Raw genomic sequence first — 19,532 nt, 5'->3', positions numbered from 1 at the left:
CTAGCGCGCGGGCAGCCTCGACACCGGATCGACAGGGGTGCGCCCCTGACGGATTTCGAAATGGAGTTCAGGGCGGTCGGCGAAGCCCGAATTGCCGGAGAGCGCGATCATCTGGCCCTTCTTCACCGATTGGCCGCGCTGCACAAGCAATTGTCCGGCATGGCCGTAGACCGTCGTCGTGCTGTTGCCGTGCTTGACGATCACCAACCCGCCCAAAGCGGGGACGTCGCTGCCGACATAGGCGACGACGCCGTCGGCGGCGGCGAGCACGGGTGTGTCGAGCGGAGCTGCGATCTTGATGCCGTCGTTGCGCTCGCCGCTCTTGCCCGGGCCGAAGCGCTTCACGATCGAGCCCTTGAGCGGCCAGGCGAACTGGCCGGCGACGCGGCTGATCGGCGCGGCGACCGGGGTGGTGGCGGGCAGCACGCGCGACGAGGAGGGGCTGGGCCGGGCCGGCCTGGCGTTGGCCGCGAGCGCGGGCTCGCCGCCGGTGAGAATGTCGTCGATATCGAGATGGAAGCGTGCGGCGCGCTCCTCGATGCTCTCGGGCCGGCTGCCCGGGACCAGCAGCCGCTGGCCGGTTCGGAGAATATACGGCTCGGTGAGCGCATTGGCCGAGACGATGCGCGACCAATCGACGCCGTAAGCGCGCGCGATCGCTATTCCCGTCTCGCCGGTGCGGACCAGATGATAGCGGCCGCCGGGGATGCCCAGCCGCTGGCCGGGCTGGATGACGAAGGGCGCGACGAGATTGTTGGCACGGGCGATCGCCTCGGAGCCGGCGCCGGTCTGAATCGAAATGGTGCGCAACGAGTCGCCCGGCTGGACGACATAGGTCGAGCTCGCCACCTGCTTCGCGTCGGCAGTGACGCGGCGCGCCTCCCAGGCCGGCGGCGGCGCGGGCAGCACGCGGACGTCCTGATCCAGCGACCGGCGCTCGAACTGTTCCTGTTCCCGGTTTTGCTCCGGCGCGTCGTAGCCGCGCGTTCCTCGTCCGGTCTCAGCCGGTATGCAGCCCGCCGTCACAACGACGCCGAACAGCAGTGCCCCCATCCGGCGCATTGCGAACCCCCTTACCCCTTGAAAATTTAATAAGGTAAACGGAGGTGCTTAACAATAGACCGACTTGAGACTTTCCAGCGAGTTGCGATGGGTCAGATCGAGATGGAGCGGCGTCACCGTGATCCAGCCCTGCTCGATCGCCTCGAGATCAGTCTCGGGATCGGGCGTGTGCGGCAGCCGGCTCATCGCCAGCCAATAATAAGGGAAGCCGCGCGGATCGACGCGCTTGTCGAGCCCGGCCCGGCCATAATCGCGCAGGCCCTGCGCGACCGGCTTGATGCCCTTTACCACGTCGGCCGGGATCGACGGGAAGTTGATGTTGACTAAGGTGCGCGGCGCCCAGGGCGCATCGAGCAGCGGGCGCAGCGCGCGTTCGCCCCAAGCTTCGGCGGTGTCGAAGGGGACTTGATCGCCCATGCCGGTGCGTTCGTAACGCTGGCTCAGCGCGATCGAGCGGATGCCCGCAAGCGCGCCTTCCATCGCAGCGGAGACGGTGCCCGAATAGCTGACATCCTCGCCGAGATTGCCGCCCCGATTGACTCCCGAGAGGACGAGATCGGGCGGCGAATCCTTCATCGCCTCGCCGAGCGCGAACATCACGCAGTCGGTCGGCGTGCCGCGTACCGCGTAGCGATTGTCGCCGGCGCGGCGGACGCGGAACGGCTCGGTGAGGGTCAGCGAGCGGCTCTTGCCCGATTGCTCCTCGGCGGGAGCGACCACGGTGATGTCGTCGGAGATCGTTCGGGCAATGCGCTCAAGCACCGCGAGGCCGCGCGCGTGGATGCCGTCGTCGTTGGTGAGCAGGATGCGCATCAGCGCGGTTCGAGCTGGTTCAGCCCGCCGAGATAGGATTGCAGCACCTCGGGCACCGCGACCGAACCGTCTTCCTGCTGATAATTCTCGACCACCGCAACGAGGGTACGACCCACCGCCAGCCCCGAGCCGTTGAGCGTATGGACGAAGCGCGTCGCCTTCTCGCCCCCGGGGCGATAGCGCGCGTTCATCCGGCGTGCCTGGAAGTCGGTGCAGGTCGAGCAGGACGAGATCTCGCGGTAGCGCGCCTGGCCGGGCAGCCATACTTCGAGATCGTAGGTCCGCGCCGCCGAGAAGCCCATGTCGCCGGTGCAAAGCTTCATCCGGCGGAAGGCGAGGCCGAGCTTGGTCAGAATATCCTCGGCGCAGGCGGTCATCCGCTCATGCTCGGCTTCGGATTGGTCCGGCGTGGTGATCGAGACCATCTCGACCTTTTCGAACTGGTGCTGGCGGATATAGCCGCGGGTGTCGCGACCGGCCGAGCCGGCCTCGGAGCGGAAGCACGGCGACAGCGCAGTGAAACGCAGCGGCAGCGCCTCTTCGGAGAGGATCTGTTCGCGCACGCTGTTGGTCAGGCTGACTTCGGAGGTCGGGATCAGCCAGCGGCCGTCGCTGGTCTGGAAGCTGTCCTCGGCGAATTTGGGAAGCTGGCCGGTGCCGAACATGGCTTCCTCGCGCACCAGCAGCGGAACCACGGTTTCCTCATAGCCATGCTCGCGCGTCAGCGTGTCGAGCATGAACTGGCCGAGCGCGCGGTGGAGGCGCGCGGCGCTCCCGCGCAGGAAGGTGAAGCGCGAGCCCGCGAGCAGCGCCCCGGTCTCGAAATCGAGCCCGAGCGCGGGGCCGATCGCGTCATGCTCCTTCGCTTCGAAGGCAAAGGCGGGCGGCGTGCCGCGTTGGTGGACGAGAGCGTTGTCGTCCTCGTCGGCACCCTTCGGCACGTCGGCGAGGGGCAGATTGGGGATCGCGGCCAGCACGCCGGTGAGCTCGGCGCCCACCGCTTTCTCCTCGGCGTCGATCGCGGGCATCCGCTCCTTGAGTTCGGCGACTTCGGCCATCAGATCGGTGGGATCGTCGCGCCGGGCCTTGGCCGCGCCGATCGCCTTCGACGCTTCGTTGCGGCGGGCCTGGACCGTCTGCGCCTCGGTGATCAGCGCGCGGCGGCGCTCGTCGAGCGCGAGCAGTTCGGCCGAACGCGGTTCGAGGCCGCGCTTCGCCAGTCCGGCGTCGAATGCCTCGGGGTTTTCGCGGATGAACCGGATATCATGCATGGCCGGGCGTATGACTGCGCGCTTCGGCCTGCGCAACCCTGAGCGGTGCGGCTGCGTTGGGGACCCACATCCAAAACGAGGAGACGAATAATGCAGGTTCCCCATGATGCAGTCGTTCTGGTCGCCGATGGGCGAAAGATACTGTTCCTGCGGAACGAGGGCGATAGCGCGTTTCCGAACCTGCAGGTCGTCGACAAGGAAATCCACCCGAACCCCAAGGATTCGGACCAGAAGACCGACCTGGCCGGCCAATCCTCCTCCACTCGGTCGGGTCCAGGGGCACCGGCAGCCGCGCAGGGCGGATCGATGCACGCGCAGGGCGGCGGCGCACAGTTCGCGACCGCGGGCGGGACGATGGGCGAGGCGGACTATCACCAGCTCGAGGAAGACAGGTTCGCCGCCGAGACCGCCGAGATGCTCAAGCGGCGCGCGCTCAACAACGAATATGAATCACTGATCATCATTGCCCCGCCGAGGACGCTGGGCGAGCTGCGCAAACATTATCACAAGGAAGTGAGCGATCGGCTGAAGGGCGAGATCGGCAAGGATTTGACCGGGCACACCGTACCGCAGATCGAGGAAGCGTTGTTAAAGGCGGAGTAGCGCGCCGCTGCCCCGGCGAAAGCCGGGGCCTTGGGCAGCGAGCGAACGGCGTGCGGGCCGAGATCCCGGCTTGCGCCGGGATGACGTTCAGGCCTCGGCCGCAGCCTTCTTCTTTGCGAACCGCTTGCGCGCCACCAGTGCCGCCGCGGCGGCGCCGAACAGCAGGACCATCGGCGGGGCAGGGACCGGCTCTGGGCCGCCCGACGAGCCGCTCGAGCCGTGATGGCCGCTCGATCCGCCGCAATGCTTGCCCCATTTGCAGCCCCAGCCGCTCGACGTGCTCCAGCCGCTGGAGGTGCTCCAGTTGCCGCTCGACGTGCTCGACGAGGTCGAGGACGAAGTGGAGGAAGAGGTCGACGAGCTGACGCCGCTCGACGTCGAGGACGAAGTCGACGAGCTGACACCGCTTGAAGTCGAGGAGCTGACGCCGCTCGAGGTCGAAGTCGAGGAACCGCCGGTCGAAGAACCTCCGGTCGAGGTGGAAGTCGACGAACCACCGGTCGAAGTGGACGAACCACCCGTCGAGGTGGACGAGCCACCGGTCGAACTGCTGGTCGACGAGCCCCCGCTCGAAATCTCGATGTTGATGCCGCTGCTGCCCGAGCTGCTCCCCGAGCTGCCGAAGAAGCCACCGGCGAAGAAGCCGCCGCCGAAGCCGCCGCCATAGCCGCCCGAACCGCCGACCACTCCCGCCGCTGCCGCGCTGCTCGCCGCCACTGCCGGCATCTCGCGCTGCGGAAGCGGGATGGGGGCGCCCTGAGTCGTCACGACGACGACCTGAGGCTGCGTCTGGGTCGTGGTCGTGGTGACGCGGCGGACCAGCTTCTTGCGCACGGTGCCCGCGACCGCCGCCTTGCGGACGACACGCTTTTTTGCGACCGTATACTGCTTCACGACGCTGGGCTGCGTCACGCGCTCGACGGCATAAACGCCGCCGCCGCCGATGACTGCGCCGCCACAGGCACATGCGCAGAGTTTCGCCAAAGCCATGCGAACCGACATGATGTCCCACTCTTCCTGTTGCTGGCGCCTCGCTCCCCACGGGACCGTCAGCAGCTTCTGCGCCATCAATGCGCAACAAACGCAAAACAAACTATTAAGCGCAAGCGAAACGAGGGCCATTTACCTTGTTCTTGGACTAATTTTTGCGTCCGGGGCGCAGAGCTTATGGTTAATGTACGGTTTCGGTACGGTTCGCGACCCGCCAGTATCGTTACTTGTGAAGCAACATGGTTAACGAGGGTCGGCCTTCGATGTTGTTCAGCCGAGGCTAATTTCCTCCATGTTACCGGGAATTAGTCAGCGCGCCTGTCATAATAGCGCGCTTGTTTATGCCTCCGCGCGCAAGTATAGGGCGTCCGGGCAAAAGGCAGTCGTCCAGCGGCCAGGCCACTTGGGCGACCGGTGTGGAGAGTGGGGATGGCTACTGTTTTGGAACGCGCCGACGAACCGGAAAAACAATTTCTCGCGGCGGCGAATGACGGCGACGACGACGGATATCGTCCGCGTAACGACGAACCTTTCATGAACCCGCGACAGCAGGACTATTTCCGCGGGAAGTTGCTGGCCTGGAAGGACGCGATCTATCGCGAGGCGGCGGGCACGCTCAACCAGCTTCAGACGGACTCGCTGCGCGAGGCCGATCTCACCGATCGCGCGTCGAGCGAGACCGACTGGTCGATCGAGCTGCGCACCCGCGATCGCCAGCGCAAGCTGATCGCCAAGATCGACGCGGCGCTGCGCCGAATCGACGAAGGCGAATATGGCTATTGCGAAGTGACCGGCGAGCCGATCTCGCTCGCCCGACTCGAGGCGCGGCCGATCGCGACGATGACGGTCGAGGCGCAGGAGCGCCACGAGCGCAACGAGAGGGTTTCGCGCGACGAATAGCGTTGGTCGGGCCGCGCGATTTTTTAGGGCGCGGCCCTTCAAATTTACGCTTTCGTCAAGGATTGCTGTTCTAATTCCGGCAGATCAATTTGCGTTAGAGCAGCTCCGATGGACGACCAGTTCTCTACCGATACCGTGAGCGCGCTTTCCGCGGCCGATTTCGCCGGCCAGCGCAGCGGTTCACGCGACAGCCTGATGCTGACGGCGCAATTCCGCGTCACCGGCGACGACAAGGTCGCGCAGGTGCGCGTGCGCAATCTCTCGTCGGGCGGCCTGATGGCCGAATATGCCGCGCCGGTCGAAATCCGCACCCCGGTCGAGATCGAAGTCCGCGGGGTGGGCTGGGTGAAAGGGCGCATTGCCTGGGCCACCGACGGCCGGGTCGGAGTCGCCTTCGACATCGAGATCGATCCGATGCTGGCGCGCAAGCCGGTGGGCAAGGGCGCGCAAACCACGTCCTACGCGAAGCCGGTGCTCACGCGACGCTGATCGCTCTGGCGATTCTTCATCGATAGTCGGGAAACTTCATCGATAGTCGGGAAAGGTGCGGCCAAGCGGCCACACCTCCCGTAACAAAGCTGTGGACGGCCGCGCTAGCGGCCGAGCTCCTCCTTGACGCGCAGCTTCTGCTTCTTCAATTCCGCGATCAGTATCTGGTCAGGTAAAGGCCGTTGCGACTCGGCCGTGATCCGCTGATCCAAAGTCGAGTGCTTGGCGTTGAGTGCCGCGAAATGCGCGTTCTGCATGGAAGCGTTCCTCCTTCGATAAGCGCCGGGGGAAGCTAATAAATCACCTTTCGAACCGCTTGTCGCCCCCTGTATTGGGCGCAATCGACAGCCCGCGGAAAAGGCGCGATGGTTCGTTACCGGCGATGTGCGTAGACGATGTGATGCGTAAAAGGGGGCGGAGATGGATGACAGCGAGATCCAGCGGCGGCTCGAGGCGCTGAGGACCGAGCACCGCGATCTCGACACCGCGATCGAGGCGCTTGGCCAGACCGGGTCGGCCGATCAGCTCCAGCTCGCGCGCCTCAAGAAGCGCAAGTTGCGGCTGCGCGACGAGATCAGCATGCTCGAGGATGAACTTGTCCCCGACATTATCGCGTGATCCTCCCGGGGCGGGACGCAAGTGCCGCAATATTAAGCATTCAACTGGCGCCCACGATATGGCACTCCTTTGTCATATGACGGAGCAGGCAACCTCGGCGATCCATCGCAGGCTGGTCGACTCGCTCTATGTCGAGGCGATGCTGCTCGCCGACGAGGCGCGTGCCTATTTCGACGTCGTCGGGCGGGCCGAGCGCGAGTCGCTCGAGGCGCTGAGCCGGGTCACTTTCTCGTGCGAGTCGCTCAAGGTCACGACGCGGCTGATGCACATCATCGCGTGGCTGCTCACCCAGCGGGCAGTGGAAGCAGGCGAGCTGACCCCCGGCGACGCGCTGGCCCCGTCGCGCCGGCTGGGCGACGCGCCCGAGACCGACTCGGCGACACTCGACGCGATGCCGACACAGGCGCGCGCGATCATCGCAACCAGCATCGAACTCCACCGGCGCGTCGCACGCCTCGACGCTTCGCTCGACGAGCCGGTCAGAGACGAGAGTCCCGCGCGCCGTATGATCGAGCGACTTTCGGCTTCTTTCTAGGCGGACGCTTCGGACGACGTCGTGTTCTGAGGCGGTTCGGTAGCTGACATCGGCTTCGCCGATGCTATCGATCGTCGCAGGCAGATCGACGGGTGGGGTGACGTGGGGACAAACGCACTTGTGGGCCTGGGGGCCGCTGTCTCAATGATCTTCGCAGCAAATCCGCATGTCCAGGCCCAGAGCGCTGGCTTCAGCACGTTATTGGCCAGTTGGGATCATGACGAGCATCCCGACCTGAGGGGTGTCGTGGTGCTGCGTGACGGGCGGTCAATTGGCGAGCGTTACTATAACGACGCGACGTCTGACGAGCTTCACGATATTCGCTCCGCGGGCAAGAGCGTGACCGCGCTTCTGGTCGGCATCGCCGTCGATCGCGGCGCGATCCGATCGGTGGACGATCCCGTCGTCCGTTACTGGCCTGCCGCGGCAGGCAGCGCGATCGGCGCGGTGCGGCTGCGCGAAGTCCTGACCATGCGTTCGGGTCTGGCCGCATTCGATGACGATCCTGCATCGCCCGGCAACGAGGATCTGATGGACGAATCGCCCGATCCCCTCGCTTTCCTGCGCGCGGTGCCGCGCGCCGGCCCGCCGGGCGCACGCTACGTCTACAACTCGGTCACAGCCTATGCGGCGGGCGTCGTCGTGGCCGAGGCGACCGCGACGAAGATGGGTGCCTTTGCCGGCCGGCGTCTGTTCACGCCGCTGGGGATCACGCGCTGGCGCTGGGACGCCGATGCTTCCGGTGTCACCAAGGGGCAAGGGAATCTGTGGCTCACCACGCGCGGTATGGCGGCGATCGGCGAGATGGTGCGCAACGGCGGGCGCTCGCACGGTCACCGGGTCGTCAGCACCCGCTGGATCGCCGATATGCTTGCACCCAAGGTAAACATCGCCGCCGAAGATCCCTATGCGGACGGATACGGTTACTTCTGGTATCGCAAGGATTACCGCATCGCCGACACCGGTATCGCCGTATCGTTCGCGTCCGGGAACGGCGGCAACAAGATCTACGTGGTGCCAGGCTGCCGCCTTGTCGTGGCAGTCACGTCATCCGCTTATGGGCGCGGCTACGGTCAGCGTCGATCCGAAGCCATCCTGAAGGCCATACTCGCGAAAGAGATTGCGGCCGGCGGGTGCCGAACCTCCAGCAGCTTGCAGCGTGGCGCGATCTGATAGCGGCAGGAGCGCGTCCACCCCGGCCTGCGCGCGTGCACGCTACGGCTGCGACGGGCCCAGCGCCGCCTTCGCGGCTTGATATTCCCGCTTCAGCCGCTCGATCTTGACCGCCGCAGGCTCGATCGCGGTCACCGCGCCGATCCCCTGGCCCGAACCCCAGATTTCCTTCCACGCCTTGGCGCCGCCGAAGTTCATTGCGCTGGGATCGCTCTCGGGCAGCTTGTCGGGGTCGAGCCCCGCCGCGACGATCGAGCTGCGCAGATAATTGCCGTGCACACCGGTGAACAGGTTCGAATAGACGATATCGGCGGCACGGCCCTCGACAATGCCCTGCTTGTAGGCGCCCGGGGCATTGGCTTCGTCGGTCGCGATGAACGGCGACCCGATATAAGCGAGATCGGCGCCGAGCACCTGTGCGGCGAGCACAGCGCGGCCGGTGGCGATTGCCCCCGACAGGATGATCGGACCGTCGAACCACTCGCGGACTTCCTGAACGAAGGGGAAGGGATTGAGCAGGCCCGCATGTCCGCCCGCGCCGGTGGCGACGAGGATCAGGCCGTCGGCGCCCTTTTCGACTGCCTTGTGGGCAAAGCGATCGTCGATCACGTCGTGAAGCGTGATGCCGCCCCAGCTGTGCACTGCCTGATTGAGCTCTGGCCGGGCGCCGAGCGAAGTGATCACGATCGGCACTTTCCATTTGGCACAGGTGTGCAGATCAGCCTCGAGCCGGTCGTTCGAGCGGTGGACGATCTGGTTGACTGCGAAGGGAGCGGACGGCGCGTCCGGGTTGGCGCGGTCCCACGCGGCGAGTTCCTCGGTTATGCGATGCAGCCATTCGTCGAGCAGGGTCTGTGGCCGGGCGTTGAGCGCCGGGAAGGAGCCGACGATCCCCGCCTTGCACTGCGCGATCACCAGATCGGGCACCGAGATGATGAACAGCGGCGAGCCGATGACGGGAAGCCTGAGGCGATCGAACAGCGGGGGAAGAGCCATGGATCGGTTTTGTAGCGCAACCGGAATGCCTGTCTATCCCGCTGTCGGCGACGCTACGGCACGGCCGATCGGCGCATAGTGGCTTCAGCCGACTCGGCGGAGTTCCCGCGCATATTCGCGCTGTTTGGCCGCATAAAGCGCCGCAGATGCCTTGAGCATCGCCTTTTGCACATCGTCGAGCGGCCGGACTGCCCGTGCCGGGGAGCCCATGATCAGGTGACCGGGCGGGAAGGTCTTGCCTTCGGTGACCAGTGCGCCGGCGCCGATCAGACAATCCTCGCCGATCACCGCGCGGTTGAGGATGATGGCACCCATGCCGACCAGCACCCGGTCGCCGATCGTGCAGCCGTGGAGGATCGCATGATGGCCGACGGTGACGTCCTCGCCGAGCGTGCAGGGCGCGCCCGGATCCGAATGCAGCATCGCGCCGTCCTGGATGTTCGTTCGCGCACCGATCAGGATCTGGGTATTGTCGGCACGGATCACGGCGCCGAACCAGACGCTGACGCGTTCGGCGAGCTGGACGTCGCCGATCAGGTCGGCGCTCGGCGCGACCCACGCGTCGGGCGCGATCCGTGGCTGTCGGCCGCCCAGTTCGTAGAGCGGCATGCCTTTAGAAAAGCGGCGCGTCGAAGGCGGGGAGGGGCATGTGCAGCCCCAGCATCAGCGCGAGAACGACGGCGCCGAGCAGGATCGCCAAAGTCGAGGAGAGCGAGAACAATCCCCAGCCGACGAGCGTCACCATCTGCGGATTGGGCCGCTGTTCGCGCTGGTTGCGCTGCATAGCGAACAGGACGAACATCGCCAACAGCGCGTACATGGAGATGAAAAACTCGGTCATTGTCCTAAACCCCGCCCCACGAGATCCCGAGGCTATGGTTAGCGGGCCAAGGTTAAGGCATCAATGCAGGGATTCTGCGGATCGCCGCATTGCAGCAAGCTTTGGTCGCGAAGCACGGCTGGACTGCCTTTGTGAAAATACATAGCATGAATAAAAATATCGGGAGATGATGCTTGAGGTACTTGCCGGGGGTCGCAGCACTTGCCGCCATGCTGATGTCGGGCACGGCATTGGCGTCCGAAGTCGAGCGGGTGGCGCACGGCGTGATCGTCACGCCGGATCAGGGGGCGGCGAAGCGCGTGCGCGTGCTTGCTTATGGCGATGCCAGCTTCCGGGTCACGGCGGTCCCGGCGAGCGATCTCGATTTGCCGAAGAGCCTGATGGTGACCGCGGATGCGGCGGGCGATCCGGCGATCACCGAGGCCGCGGGACTGGTGACGCTCAAGCTGCCGAGGGCGACGGCCGAAATCCGCTTGTCCGACGGGCGGGTGCAGTTCCGCGACGCGGCGGGCAAGCTGGTGCTTGCCGAGGAGGCGCGGCGGCGCTTCACTGCGACCAGCCCCGACGGCAAACCCTTCCTTGCCACCGAGCAGCAATTCAATCGCGGCACCGACGAGGGCTTTTACGGGCTCGGTCAGCACCAGAACCGCCAGATGAACTATAACGGCGAGGACGTCGAACTTGCCCAGCACAATATGGACATCGCGATCCCCTTCGTGGTGTCGACGCGCAATTACGGACTGCTGTGGGACAATGCGTCGATCACCCGGTTCGGCAATCCGGTGCCCTATGCGCATGTCGGGCAGGGGCTGAAGGTCACCAGCGGCGGCAAGCCGGGGTGGAAGGCGGACTATTTCCTGGGCGAGAAGCGCGCGGTCACCCGGCAGGAAGCGTTCATCGACTATCAGTTCATCAGGGACCAGAAGAACTGGCCCGTGGCGGCGAGGGCGCAGACCGTTGCGTCGCCGGAGAGCGGGCAGAACACCGCCGGCGTGGTGGTCGGCAAGCAGAATGTGGTGTGGACCGGCAGCGTCACCCCGGACAAGACCGGGACGCATAAATTCCGGCTCTATTCGTCGAGCTATGTGAAGGTGTTCGCCGACGGCAAGGAAGTGCTGTCGCGCTGGCGGCAGAACTGGAACCCGTGGTTCCACAATTTCGAATTGCCGATGGCCGCGGGCAAGGCGATCGAGCTGCGTGTCGAATGGGAGCCCAATGCGGGCTATCTCGCGCTGTTCCATTCGGATCCGCTGGCGAAGCCCGATCGTCATTCGCTGTGGCTGTCGTCCGACGTGGCCAAGTCGATCGATTATTATTATGTCGGCGGACGCAGCATGGACGAAGTGATCGCCGGCTATCGCGGGCTCACCGGCAAGGCCGAGATGCTGCCGGCCTGGGCCTATGGCTTCTGGCAGAGCCGCCAGCGCTACGACACGCAGGAGCAATTGCTCTCGGTGCTCCGCGAATATCGCAAGCGCCAGATCCCGATCGACAACATTGTTCTCGACTGGCGCTATTGGGTCGACGATCAATGGGGCAGCCATGATTTCGATGCATCGCGTTTCCCCGATCCCAAGGCGATGGTCGACGAGGCGCACGCGCTGAATGCGCAGGTGATGATCTCGGTCTGGGCAAAATTCTATCCCCACACCGAAAACGGCAAGGCGCTAGACGCCAAGGGCTTTCTGTATCGCCGTCCGCTCGACGCCGGGCAGAAGGACTGGGTCGGGCCGGGCTATGCCAACACCTTCTACGATCCCTACGCACCGGGCGCGAGCGACCTCTATTTCAAGCAGATCGCCGACAAACTGGTGTCGAAGGGCTTCGACGGCTGGTGGCTCGATTCGAACGAGCCCGACTGGCATTCGAACCTGTCGATCGAGGAGCGCGCCTATCAGATGGGTCCGACGGCGATGGGTCCGGGCGCCGCGGTGTTCAACAGCTATCCGCTCGTCCATGTCGAAGGCGTGGCCGACAATCTGCGCCGCGCCCAGCCCGAGCGGCGGCCGTTCATCCTCTCGCGATCGGGATTCGGCGGCATTCAGCGGGCCAGCGCGGCCTTGTGGTCGGGCGACGTGACCGCGCGCTGGGACGATTTGCGCGACCAGATCTCGGCCGGAGTGAACCTGTCGATGTCGGGCGTGCCCAACTGGACGCATGACATCGGAGGCTTCGCGCTCGAGGATCGTTACACGAACCAGGACCCTGCGCACGTCGCCGAGTGGCGCGAACTCAATCTGCGCTGGTTCCAGTTCGGCGCATTCTCGCCTTTGTTCCGCAGTCACGGAGAGACCCCGAAACGCGAGATATTCGAGATCGCGGCGGGGGATCCGGCGATGTACGATGCGATGGTCGCTTACGACAAGCTGCGCTACCGGCTGATGCCCTACATCTACACCATCGCCGCCGACACCTGGCACAAGGACGGCACGATGATGCGCGGGCTGGTGATGGACTTCCCGCGCGACCGCAAGACGTGGAATGTCGACGACGCATACCTGTTCGGGCCGGCATTCCTCGTCGCGCCGGTGACGGAGTTCGGAGCGCGTGCGCGCGATATCTATCTGCCCGAGGGTGCCGGCTGGTACGATTTCGCGACCGGGATACTCTACAAGGGCGGCCAGACGATCAAGGCCGCTGCACCGCGCGAGCGCATGCCGCTGTTCGTGCGCGCAGGCTCGATCGTGCCGACCGGCGCCGCGCTCCAACATGTCGGCGAGCAGCCCGACGGGCCGATCGTGCTCCACGTCTTCACCGGCGCCGACGGCAGCTTCTCGCTCTACGAGGATGACGGGACCAGCCCGGCTTACAAGCAGGGCAAGTTCGCGCGGGTGCCGGTGAGGTGGGACGAGGGCAGGGCGACTCTGACGATCGGCGCGCGCGAGGGCGGTTTCGACGGCATGGCGAAGAAGCGCGCGGTTTCGGTGCGTTTCTACAATCCGGGCCGCGCAGTCGTGCCGGACTTTGCCGAATCGCCGCAGAGCTTCGTCTATGACGGGACGGCGATCACGGTGCGGCGGCCCTGACGGCGGACTGGTAAAGCACCGGCGCGCACCCCATATCCGGACCATCGCGCCGACGTCGTTCGAGCAAGGCGCGGCTGAGAGATGTGCATGCTCCCGCTCTGACGGGAGACTTACGTGTCGCGTGCAATCAACATCGATGCCGAGAGCGCCGACGTCATCGCCATGGCCGCCAAGCACAAGGCAGCGATCAGCGCGATCGAGCCTTTGCATCCGCGCGGCACCCGCGTGGTGCTGATGAATATCGAGGGCGCCAATGCCGTCGCCAAGGCCTTTGGCAAGCGCGTGCTCACCGGCGCGGTGACGCGTACCAGGCTGCGGCCGTGACGTCACGGCCGACCGTCCAAGCCTCGGCCGATCCGGATCCGGATCCCACCGGCGCGTGGTTCGAAATCTATCGGGCCAATCGAGTGAAACTCACCTCAATCCTGTTTTCGGGCGAGGATTGGCGCTGGCGCTTTCGCTCGAGCGCGGGTCTCACCATTACCTCCGGCACCGGGTTCGGCAGCCAGCGCGAATGCGAAGCCGCAGTCGATGCGCTGCGCAAAAGCGCGGGAACGGCCACCGTGCGCGCGAGTTCAGCTCAGGGCTGATCCAGCAGGCCGCCTTTGTGCCCGTGCCCTCATCGAAAGGACGTCTCATTCCCCCATCATCGATTTTATGCCGCGCGCAGGAAGCGCTCCAGCGTGCCCGCGCAGCCGCCTCGACGCTCGACAGCGTCCGCATTCAGGCCGAAGCAGCCGCCGCAGCTTGGGCGAAGGAAGCCGTAGCCGCCGAGCACCGCGAGCGGCGCAAGCTCCGTGTCATTGCGACGCGCGATGCCGAGCTTGCGACAGCCGCGCAGGACACCCGCATCTTCAGCGAAAATCCCGACCGCGGTCTCGCCAGCGCCTGATCGGCTAGTTCGCCGCGACACTGCCCTTATCAACGACGAAGCTGGCACTGAAATAGCGTACCGCAGCGGCGGGGACCGAGCTGGAGCGCCCCCTGGGTGCCTCGGCCGAGAAGGTCCGGGTGGCATAATGACAGGCGGTGCGATCGGCGAGAGCACTGCCGCTCGAGGTCATGACCGCACAGTCCCGAGGCGCGCCTGCAGCATAATAGACAAGCTGGACCTTGACCGGTCGATCATAGCCACTTGGCAACTCAGCAACCTGAAGCACCGCCTCGACCGCGGTGCGTGGCTGATGCTCCTTTTCGAGACCCCAGGGCGTGGACAGGCGGTATTGGCCGGCGACCTTGCGGCCGCTCGCATCGGTTGCCGGGGCGAAGCGCGCGCGCCGCGTCAACAAGTTGCACGTCTGTTCATCGAGCGGTTTCGAAAGGCTCGATTCGGTGACTTCGCACTGCGTCACCTTACCTTCGTCGGAAACCTTGAGCAGCACCGAGACGACACCCGCTTCGCCGCGTCGGATCGCTTCGACCGGATAGTCGTCATAGCTGATCGCCGGTTGCGTATCGAGCAACCGCGGCGGCTGCGCTACGGCGACGGGAGCGGACTGCAAGGCTGCGAACAACAAGACGATCATCATCGGCCTCCTTCGAACTGGACGCCTGCAGAATGGTCCGGCGCCAGAGAATAGGCAATGGCGCCTTTAGTTTGCGGCAGGCTCGCGGCGCACGGGCGCAGGGGCGGCTTCCCAGCCGCCGCCCAGCGCATTGAACAAAGCGACCTGCGCCTCCGCCAGCGCGGCGTTCGACTGGGCGAGCGTGGCGCGGGCGCTGGCCCGGTCGCGCTCGGCATCGATGCGCTGGAGCAGGGTATCGCGGCCGGCGGAGAAGCGCAGGCCGGCGATCCGCGCGGCGTTGTTCGCCGCCGCTTCGGCACGACGGAGCGCCACGTTGCGCTCGATCTCACCCGAATAGCGCGCCAATGCCTGTTCGACTTCGCGCAGCGCCGTGAGCACGGTGCCGTCGAAGCTGGCGAGTGAGCCTTCGGACGTCGCCTCGGCTTGGCGGAGGCGCGCGCGCGCCTGGCCCAAATTGGGGAAGCTCCAGCTGATCAGCGGCCCGAGCGAGAAGCTGAACGAGTCGGACTTTGCGAGATCACCGATGTCCTGTGCGCCGAGCGAGACCGAGCCGAGCAGACGGATCGACGGGTAGAGCGCGGCAGTCGCGACGCCGACCCGCGCGGTATCGGCGGCGAGCAAGCGTTCGGCCTGGCGGACATCGGGGCGACGCGCGAGCAAAGCGGCGCCGTCGCCCACCGGGATCAGCCCGCTAACCTGCGGCGGCGTCGCGCACTGCGCGGCGGCGGCATCGGTCTCTGCTGGAGGACGGCCGGTCAGCGTCGCAAGCGCGTACAGCGCAGCACGACGCTCGGCTTCGAACTGTGGGACCTGCGAGCGGGCATTCTCGGCGAGGACGAGCGTCTGGTCGACGTCGCGCTGGGTGCCGCGGCCGGCCTCGAGCAGCCGACGGGTGAGGCCGAGCGTCTGATCCTGCAGCTGCGCGGTCTCGCGCGCTACCGTCGCCTGCGCCGCGAAGCCGCACGCCTGGGCATAGACGCGCGCAGTCTCTGCGGCGACTGCAATGCGGGCTGCGTCGAGCGCCGCCTGCGCCGCGCCGACATCGCCGCGCGCGGCCTCGATCGAACGCGAGACCTGCCCGAAAATGTCGACCTGATAGCCGGCGTCGAGCCCGACCTGGAAGAAGTCGAACTCGGCGCTTTGCGCGCCCGGGATATTGGTCGTGTTCGCGCCGGACCGCTGACGGTTGTAGCGCGCGCTCACATCAGTGGTCGGCAGCCGCTGGTTGCGCGTTTCCGAGAGCAGCGAACGCACCCGGCGCAGATTAGCGGCGGCGACGCGGATGTCGGTATTGTGCGCCAGTGCGTCGACGACGAGGCGGTCGAGCACCGGATCGCGGAACAGTCGCCACCATTCGCCCTCGGCCGCACCGGTCGAGACCTTGGTGACGCCGGGATCGACGAACGTCCCGGCCGCGGTCGGCGGCGTCGCGGGACGCTCATAGTTCGGCCCGACGGCGCAGGCGGAGAGCAGGCCGGCGGCCAGTAGCGAGAGACGCTTCATGCCGTGGCCTCCGCTTCGGGCTTGCTGCGCTTCAACCGTGCCCGTTGCTTCTCCGACCAGCTCGCGAGCTTGCGGACCACGACATAGAAAGCGGGGGTGAACAGCAGGCCGAAGAAGGTCACCCCGATCATCCCGAAGAACACCGCGACGCCCAGCGCCTGGCGAAGCTCCGCCGCCGCGCCGGTTGCGATCACCAGCGGCAGCACGCCGAGGATGAAGGCGATCGAAGTCATGATGATCGGCCGCATACGCTGATGCGCCGCTTGCTCGGCCGCGGCGCGCGGTTCGAGCCCTTGCTCTTCCTCGCCCTGCCGCGCGAATTCGACGATCAGGATCGCGTTCTTCGCGGCCAGGCCGATCAAAACGACGAGGCCGATCTGCGTCAGGATATTATTGTCCATTCCCATTATATTCACGCCCACGATCGCCGCCAGCAGGCACATCGGCACGATCAGGATCACTGCCAGCGGCAGCACAAGGCTCTCGTATAGTGCCGCGAGAAGCAGGAAGACGAACACCACTGCGAGGCCGAACGCGATCACGCCGGTATTGCCCGCCTGGCGTTGCTCGAAGGCGAGCTCGGTCCATTCGAAGCCCATGCCCTTGGGCAAGGTCTGGTTGGCCAGCGCCTCCATCGAATCGAGCGACTGGCCGGTCGAGAAACCGGGCTTGGTGTCGCCCATAAGCTCGGCGGCGGGATAGAGATTGTAGCGCACCACGCGATAGGGACCCGCATCGTTCTTGAGTGCCATCACCGCACTCATCGGCACCATCTTGCCCGAGGCCGAGCGCGTCTTGAGCATCTGGATATCAGACGCGTCGTCGCGATAGGCGGCGTCGGCCTGCGCAGTCACGCGGTAGGTGCGGCCGAGATAGTTGAAGTCGTTGACTTAAGCAGAGCCCAGATAGGAGCCGAGCGTCGAATAGATGTTCGAGACGGGCACGCCCATCCGCTCGGCGCGGTCGCGATCGACGTCGGCGGTGAGGCGCGGCGTGCCGACGTTGAACAGCGAGAAGGCGCCGGCGACGCCCTCGGCCTGGTTCGCCCCCATCATCATCGCGAACGATGCCTGCGCCAGCGCCTGATAGCCTTGGCCGCTGCGGTCCTGGATCATCATCTTGAATCCGCCGCCGGTGCCGATGCCGGGAACGGGCGGCGGCGCGATCACCATGATGTCGCCGCCCTTGATCCCGCCCAGCGCCGGATAGAGCGCCTGCTGGATCTCGTCGGCGCTCTCCTTGCGATCAGCGTGCGGCTTGAGCACGAAGAACACCACGCCGGCGTTGGGCGCGGTCGAGAAGCTCGCGCCGTCGAGGCCGGCGAAACCGATCGAAGTCTGGACCCCGGGCAGCTTCAGCGATTCCTTGATCGTCTCGCGCACCACGGCATCGGTCCGCTGGAGCGACGCGCCCGGCGGCAGCGAGACCACCCCGATCAGATAGCCCTGATCCTGCGGCGGAATGAACCCGCTCGGCGTGGCAGTGAACCGCCAGCCGACGACGAAGATCAATGCGACATAGACCACGCCGACGATCAACAGCATGCGCACCAGCCGCGCGGTGAGGCGGCTATATTTTTTCGAGAGCCAGCTGAATCCGGCGTTGAACTTCTTGCCTGCGCGTCCGGGGAGCCCCAGCAGGCCGGGTCGTGGCGGTTTGTCATGGTCGGGCTTCTTGAGCACCAGAGCGCACAAAGCCGGCGACAGGGTCAGCGAGACGAAGGCCGAGATGATCGTCGCCGAGGCAATGGTGATCGCGAACTGTTGGTAGAAGGCGCCCGAGATGCCGGGGATGAACATCGTCGGCACGAACACGCCGACGAGCACGAGCGAGATCGCGATGATCGCGCCCGACACTTCGTCCATCGTCTTGTGCGCCGCCTCGCGCGGGCCGATATCTTCCTCTTCCATCAGGCGTTCGACATTCTCGACGACGACGATCGCGTCGTCGACGACGATGCCGATCGCGAGGACGAGCCCGAACAGCGACAATGTGTTGAGCGAATAGCCGAAGGCGAGCAGCACCGCGAAGGCACCGACCAGCGAAACGGGAATTGCGATGATCGGGATCAGCGCGGTCCGCCAGCTCTGCAGGAAGATCAGAACCACCAGCACCACGAGGATCAGCGCCTCGATCAGCGTGTGCTCGACTGCGCTGATCGATTCGGAAATATATTCGGTCGGATTGTAGTCGATCGAATATTTCATTCCCGGGGGGAAGCTCGCGGCGAGCGTGTCGAGCTCTTTCTTAACGGCGTCGGCAGTGGCGAGCGCGTTCGATCCGGGCATCTGGAAGATGCCCATGCCGACGGCGCTCTTGCCGCCGAGATAGCCGTTGAAGCTGTAATCCTGCGCACCGAGCTCGATCCGCGCGACATCGCGCAGATAGGTCAGCCGGCCCTCGGTATCGCGCTTGACCACGACCTTGCCGAATTCCTCGGGGGTGCTCAGGCGCCCCTTGGCCTGGACGCCCAGCTCGAAGGCGGGGCTGGCCTTGCCGTAAGGCGGTTGACCGACCGCGCCCGCGGCGACCTGGAGGCTCTGGCCGCGAATGGCGTTGACGACTTCGTCGACGGTCATGTCGCGCGCGGCGGCGAGACCGGGATCGATCCATACGCGCATGTTATAGTCGCGGCCGCCGAAGGCCTGTGCCTGGCCGACGCCGGGCACGCGGGCGATGCGGTCGAGTACCTGCAGCGTGACGTAGTTCGAGATATAGGGAATCTCGAGACTGTTGTCGGGCGAAGTGAAGAACACCACCATCAGGAAGTCGGGCGAGTTCTTGTTCACCGTGATGCCGAGACGGCGGACATCCTCGGGCAGCCGCGGTTCGGCCTGCTGGACGCGGTTCTGGACCAGCACCTGCGCCTGATCGACGTTGGTGCCCTGCTTGAACGCGATCGTGATCTGCGTCTGGCCGTTACCAGTCGACGACGAGGTCATGTAGATCATGTTCTCGACGCCGTTGATCGCCTGCTCGATCGGCGCGGCGACCGTCTCCGCCAAGGTCTCGGCGCTCGCGCCGGGATAGGTCGCAGTGACCACCACCGTCGGCGGCGCGATGCTCGGATATTGCGCGATCGGCAGCGAGGGATAAGCGATCGCGCCGATGATGACGATCAGGATCGACAGCACGGCCGCGAAGATCGGCCGGTCGATGAAGAAATGGGGGAATTTCATCGATCGG

General features: G+C 65.6%; 20 protein-coding genes and 1 pseudogene. 10 read left to right on the top strand and 11 right to left on the bottom strand.

Features of this window, described 5'->3' with window-relative positions:
- The 3 genes from CVN68_RS06225 to serS are packed head-to-tail and all read right to left on the bottom strand — an operon-like array spanning position 1 to position 3,146.
- Positions 1 to 1,062 (bottom strand): M23 family metallopeptidase, encoded by a 1,062-nt coding sequence (locus tag CVN68_RS06225; protein ID WP_100281426.1) that lies wholly within the window; start codon positions 1,060 to 1,062, stop codon positions 1 to 3.
- Between the two features lie 48 nt (positions 1,063 to 1,110).
- Positions 1,111 to 1,875, bottom strand: a complete 765-nt coding sequence (surE, locus tag CVN68_RS06220; RefSeq protein ID WP_100281425.1) for a 5'/3'-nucleotidase SurE — start codon at positions 1,873 to 1,875, stop codon at positions 1,111 to 1,113.
- Entirely contained in the window at positions 1,875 to 3,146 is a 1,272-nt protein-coding gene (gene serS, locus CVN68_RS06215; RefSeq protein WP_100281424.1) for a serine--tRNA ligase, read from the bottom strand. The genes surE and serS overlap by 1 nt, the downstream gene beginning before the upstream one ends.
- Positions 3,147 to 3,236: 90 nt before the next feature.
- On the opposite strand from serS, the gene CVN68_RS06210 reads away from it, so the two are divergent.
- Positions 3,237 to 3,749 (top strand): host attachment family protein, encoded by a 513-nt coding sequence (locus CVN68_RS06210; protein WP_100281423.1) that lies wholly within the window; start codon positions 3,237 to 3,239, stop codon positions 3,747 to 3,749.
- Between the two features lie 87 nt (positions 3,750 to 3,836).
- Here CVN68_RS06210 and CVN68_RS06205 read toward each other — a convergent pair whose 3' ends face one another.
- Complete coding sequence (locus CVN68_RS06205; protein WP_233503606.1) at positions 3,837 to 4,817, bottom strand: hypothetical protein; 981 nt, start codon at positions 4,815 to 4,817, stop codon at positions 3,837 to 3,839.
- A gap of 351 nt (positions 4,818 to 5,168) precedes the next feature.
- On the opposite strand from CVN68_RS06205, the gene dksA reads away from it, so the two are divergent.
- Both dksA and CVN68_RS06195 read left to right on the top strand, forming a co-directional pair.
- Positions 5,169 to 5,639: an RNA polymerase-binding protein DksA gene (gene dksA, locus CVN68_RS06200; RefSeq protein ID WP_100281422.1), complete on the top strand. Its 471-nt coding sequence runs from the start codon at positions 5,169 to 5,171 to the stop codon at positions 5,637 to 5,639.
- A gap of 108 nt (positions 5,640 to 5,747) precedes the next feature.
- The gene (locus CVN68_RS06195) at positions 5,748 to 6,128 is read left to right on the top strand and encodes a PilZ domain-containing protein (RefSeq protein WP_100281421.1); all 381 of its coding nucleotides are present in this window, start codon (positions 5,748 to 5,750) and stop codon (positions 6,126 to 6,128) included.
- Positions 6,129 to 6,232: 104 nt separating this feature from the next.
- Here the strand turns inward: CVN68_RS06195 and CVN68_RS06190 are convergent, their stop codons facing one another.
- A complete protein-coding gene (locus CVN68_RS06190) occupies positions 6,233 to 6,385 on the bottom strand; it encodes a YdcH family protein (protein WP_100281420.1) in 153 nt (50 codons plus the stop codon).
- Positions 6,386 to 6,548: 163 nt separating this feature from the next.
- On the opposite strand from CVN68_RS06190, the gene CVN68_RS06185 reads away from it, so the two are divergent.
- The 3 genes from CVN68_RS06185 to CVN68_RS06175 all read left to right on the top strand — a co-directional run bounded on the left by CVN68_RS06185 (position 6,549) and on the right by CVN68_RS06175 (position 8,454).
- The gene (locus CVN68_RS06185; RefSeq protein ID WP_100281419.1) at positions 6,549 to 6,746 is read left to right on the top strand and encodes a YdcH family protein; all 198 of its coding nucleotides are present in this window, start codon (positions 6,549 to 6,551) and stop codon (positions 6,744 to 6,746) included.
- Between the two features lie 76 nt (positions 6,747 to 6,822).
- Positions 6,823 to 7,281: a DUF1465 family protein gene (locus CVN68_RS06180; protein ID WP_100281418.1), complete on the top strand. Its 459-nt coding sequence runs from the start codon at positions 6,823 to 6,825 to the stop codon at positions 7,279 to 7,281.
- A gap of 120 nt (positions 7,282 to 7,401) precedes the next feature.
- Positions 7,402 to 8,454, top strand: a complete 1,053-nt coding sequence (locus CVN68_RS06175; protein ID WP_199560222.1) for a serine hydrolase domain-containing protein — start codon at positions 7,402 to 7,404, stop codon at positions 8,452 to 8,454.
- Positions 8,455 to 8,496: 42 nt separating this feature from the next.
- Here the strand turns inward: CVN68_RS06175 and CVN68_RS06170 are convergent, their stop codons facing one another.
- The 3 genes from CVN68_RS06170 to CVN68_RS06160 form a co-directional block, all read right to left on the bottom strand.
- Positions 8,497 to 9,450 carry an NAD(P)H-dependent flavin oxidoreductase gene (locus CVN68_RS06170; RefSeq protein WP_100281416.1) on the bottom strand — a complete coding sequence of 318 codons (954 nt, stop codon included), beginning with the start codon at positions 9,448 to 9,450 and terminating at the stop codon, positions 8,497 to 8,499.
- A gap of 84 nt (positions 9,451 to 9,534) precedes the next feature.
- A complete protein-coding gene (locus CVN68_RS06165; protein ID WP_100281415.1) occupies positions 9,535 to 10,059 on the bottom strand; it encodes a gamma carbonic anhydrase family protein in 525 nt (174 codons plus the stop codon).
- Positions 10,060 to 10,063: 4 nt separating this feature from the next.
- Positions 10,064 to 10,291, bottom strand: a complete 228-nt coding sequence (locus tag CVN68_RS06160) for a hypothetical protein (protein WP_100281414.1) — start codon at positions 10,289 to 10,291, stop codon at positions 10,064 to 10,066.
- 209 nt (positions 10,292 to 10,500) lie between these two features.
- Between CVN68_RS06160 and CVN68_RS06155 the strand changes: the two genes are divergently transcribed.
- The 4 genes from CVN68_RS06155 to CVN68_RS23075 all read left to right on the top strand — a co-directional run bounded on the left by CVN68_RS06155 (position 10,501) and on the right by CVN68_RS23075 (position 14,209).
- A complete protein-coding gene (locus CVN68_RS06155; RefSeq protein WP_100281413.1) occupies positions 10,501 to 13,317 on the top strand; it encodes a glycoside hydrolase family 31 protein in 2,817 nt (938 codons plus the stop codon).
- A gap of 114 nt (positions 13,318 to 13,431) precedes the next feature.
- The gene (locus tag CVN68_RS06150) at positions 13,432 to 13,641 is read left to right on the top strand and encodes a hypothetical protein (RefSeq protein WP_100281412.1); all 210 of its coding nucleotides are present in this window, start codon (positions 13,432 to 13,434) and stop codon (positions 13,639 to 13,641) included.
- Positions 13,638 to 13,907: a YegP family protein gene (locus CVN68_RS06145; protein ID WP_100281411.1), complete on the top strand. Its 270-nt coding sequence runs from the start codon at positions 13,638 to 13,640 to the stop codon at positions 13,905 to 13,907. The genes CVN68_RS06150 and CVN68_RS06145 overlap by 4 nt, the downstream gene beginning before the upstream one ends.
- A gap of 17 nt (positions 13,908 to 13,924) precedes the next feature.
- Complete coding sequence (locus CVN68_RS23075; protein ID WP_158298763.1) at positions 13,925 to 14,209, top strand: hypothetical protein; 285 nt, start codon at positions 13,925 to 13,927, stop codon at positions 14,207 to 14,209.
- 4 nt (positions 14,210 to 14,213) lie between these two features.
- Here CVN68_RS23075 and CVN68_RS06135 read toward each other — a convergent pair whose 3' ends face one another.
- The 3 genes and pseudogenes from CVN68_RS06135 to CVN68_RS06125 all read right to left on the bottom strand — a co-directional run bounded on the left by CVN68_RS06135 (position 14,214) and on the right by CVN68_RS06125 (position 19,525).
- Positions 14,214 to 14,843, bottom strand: a complete 630-nt coding sequence (locus tag CVN68_RS06135; protein ID WP_233503605.1) for an energy transducer TonB — start codon at positions 14,841 to 14,843, stop codon at positions 14,214 to 14,216.
- Positions 14,844 to 14,909: 66 nt separating this feature from the next.
- The gene (locus CVN68_RS06130) at positions 14,910 to 16,346 is read right to left on the bottom strand and encodes an efflux transporter outer membrane subunit (RefSeq protein WP_100281408.1); all 1,437 of its coding nucleotides are present in this window, start codon (positions 16,344 to 16,346) and stop codon (positions 14,910 to 14,912) included.
- Positions 16,343 to 19,525, bottom strand: a pseudogene (locus CVN68_RS06125) (efflux RND transporter permease subunit). The gene CVN68_RS06130 and the pseudogene CVN68_RS06125 overlap by 4 nt, the downstream one beginning before the upstream one ends.
- Positions 19,526 to 19,532: the final 7 nt, after the last annotated feature.

This window comes from Sphingomonas psychrotolerans, assembly GCF_002796605.1.
Classification (GTDB): Bacteria; Pseudomonadota; Alphaproteobacteria; order Sphingomonadales; family Sphingomonadaceae; genus Sphingomonas; species Sphingomonas psychrotolerans.
The sequence above is the reverse complement of the archived record's forward strand: the minus strand, read 5'-3'. Positions and strand labels throughout refer to the sequence as shown.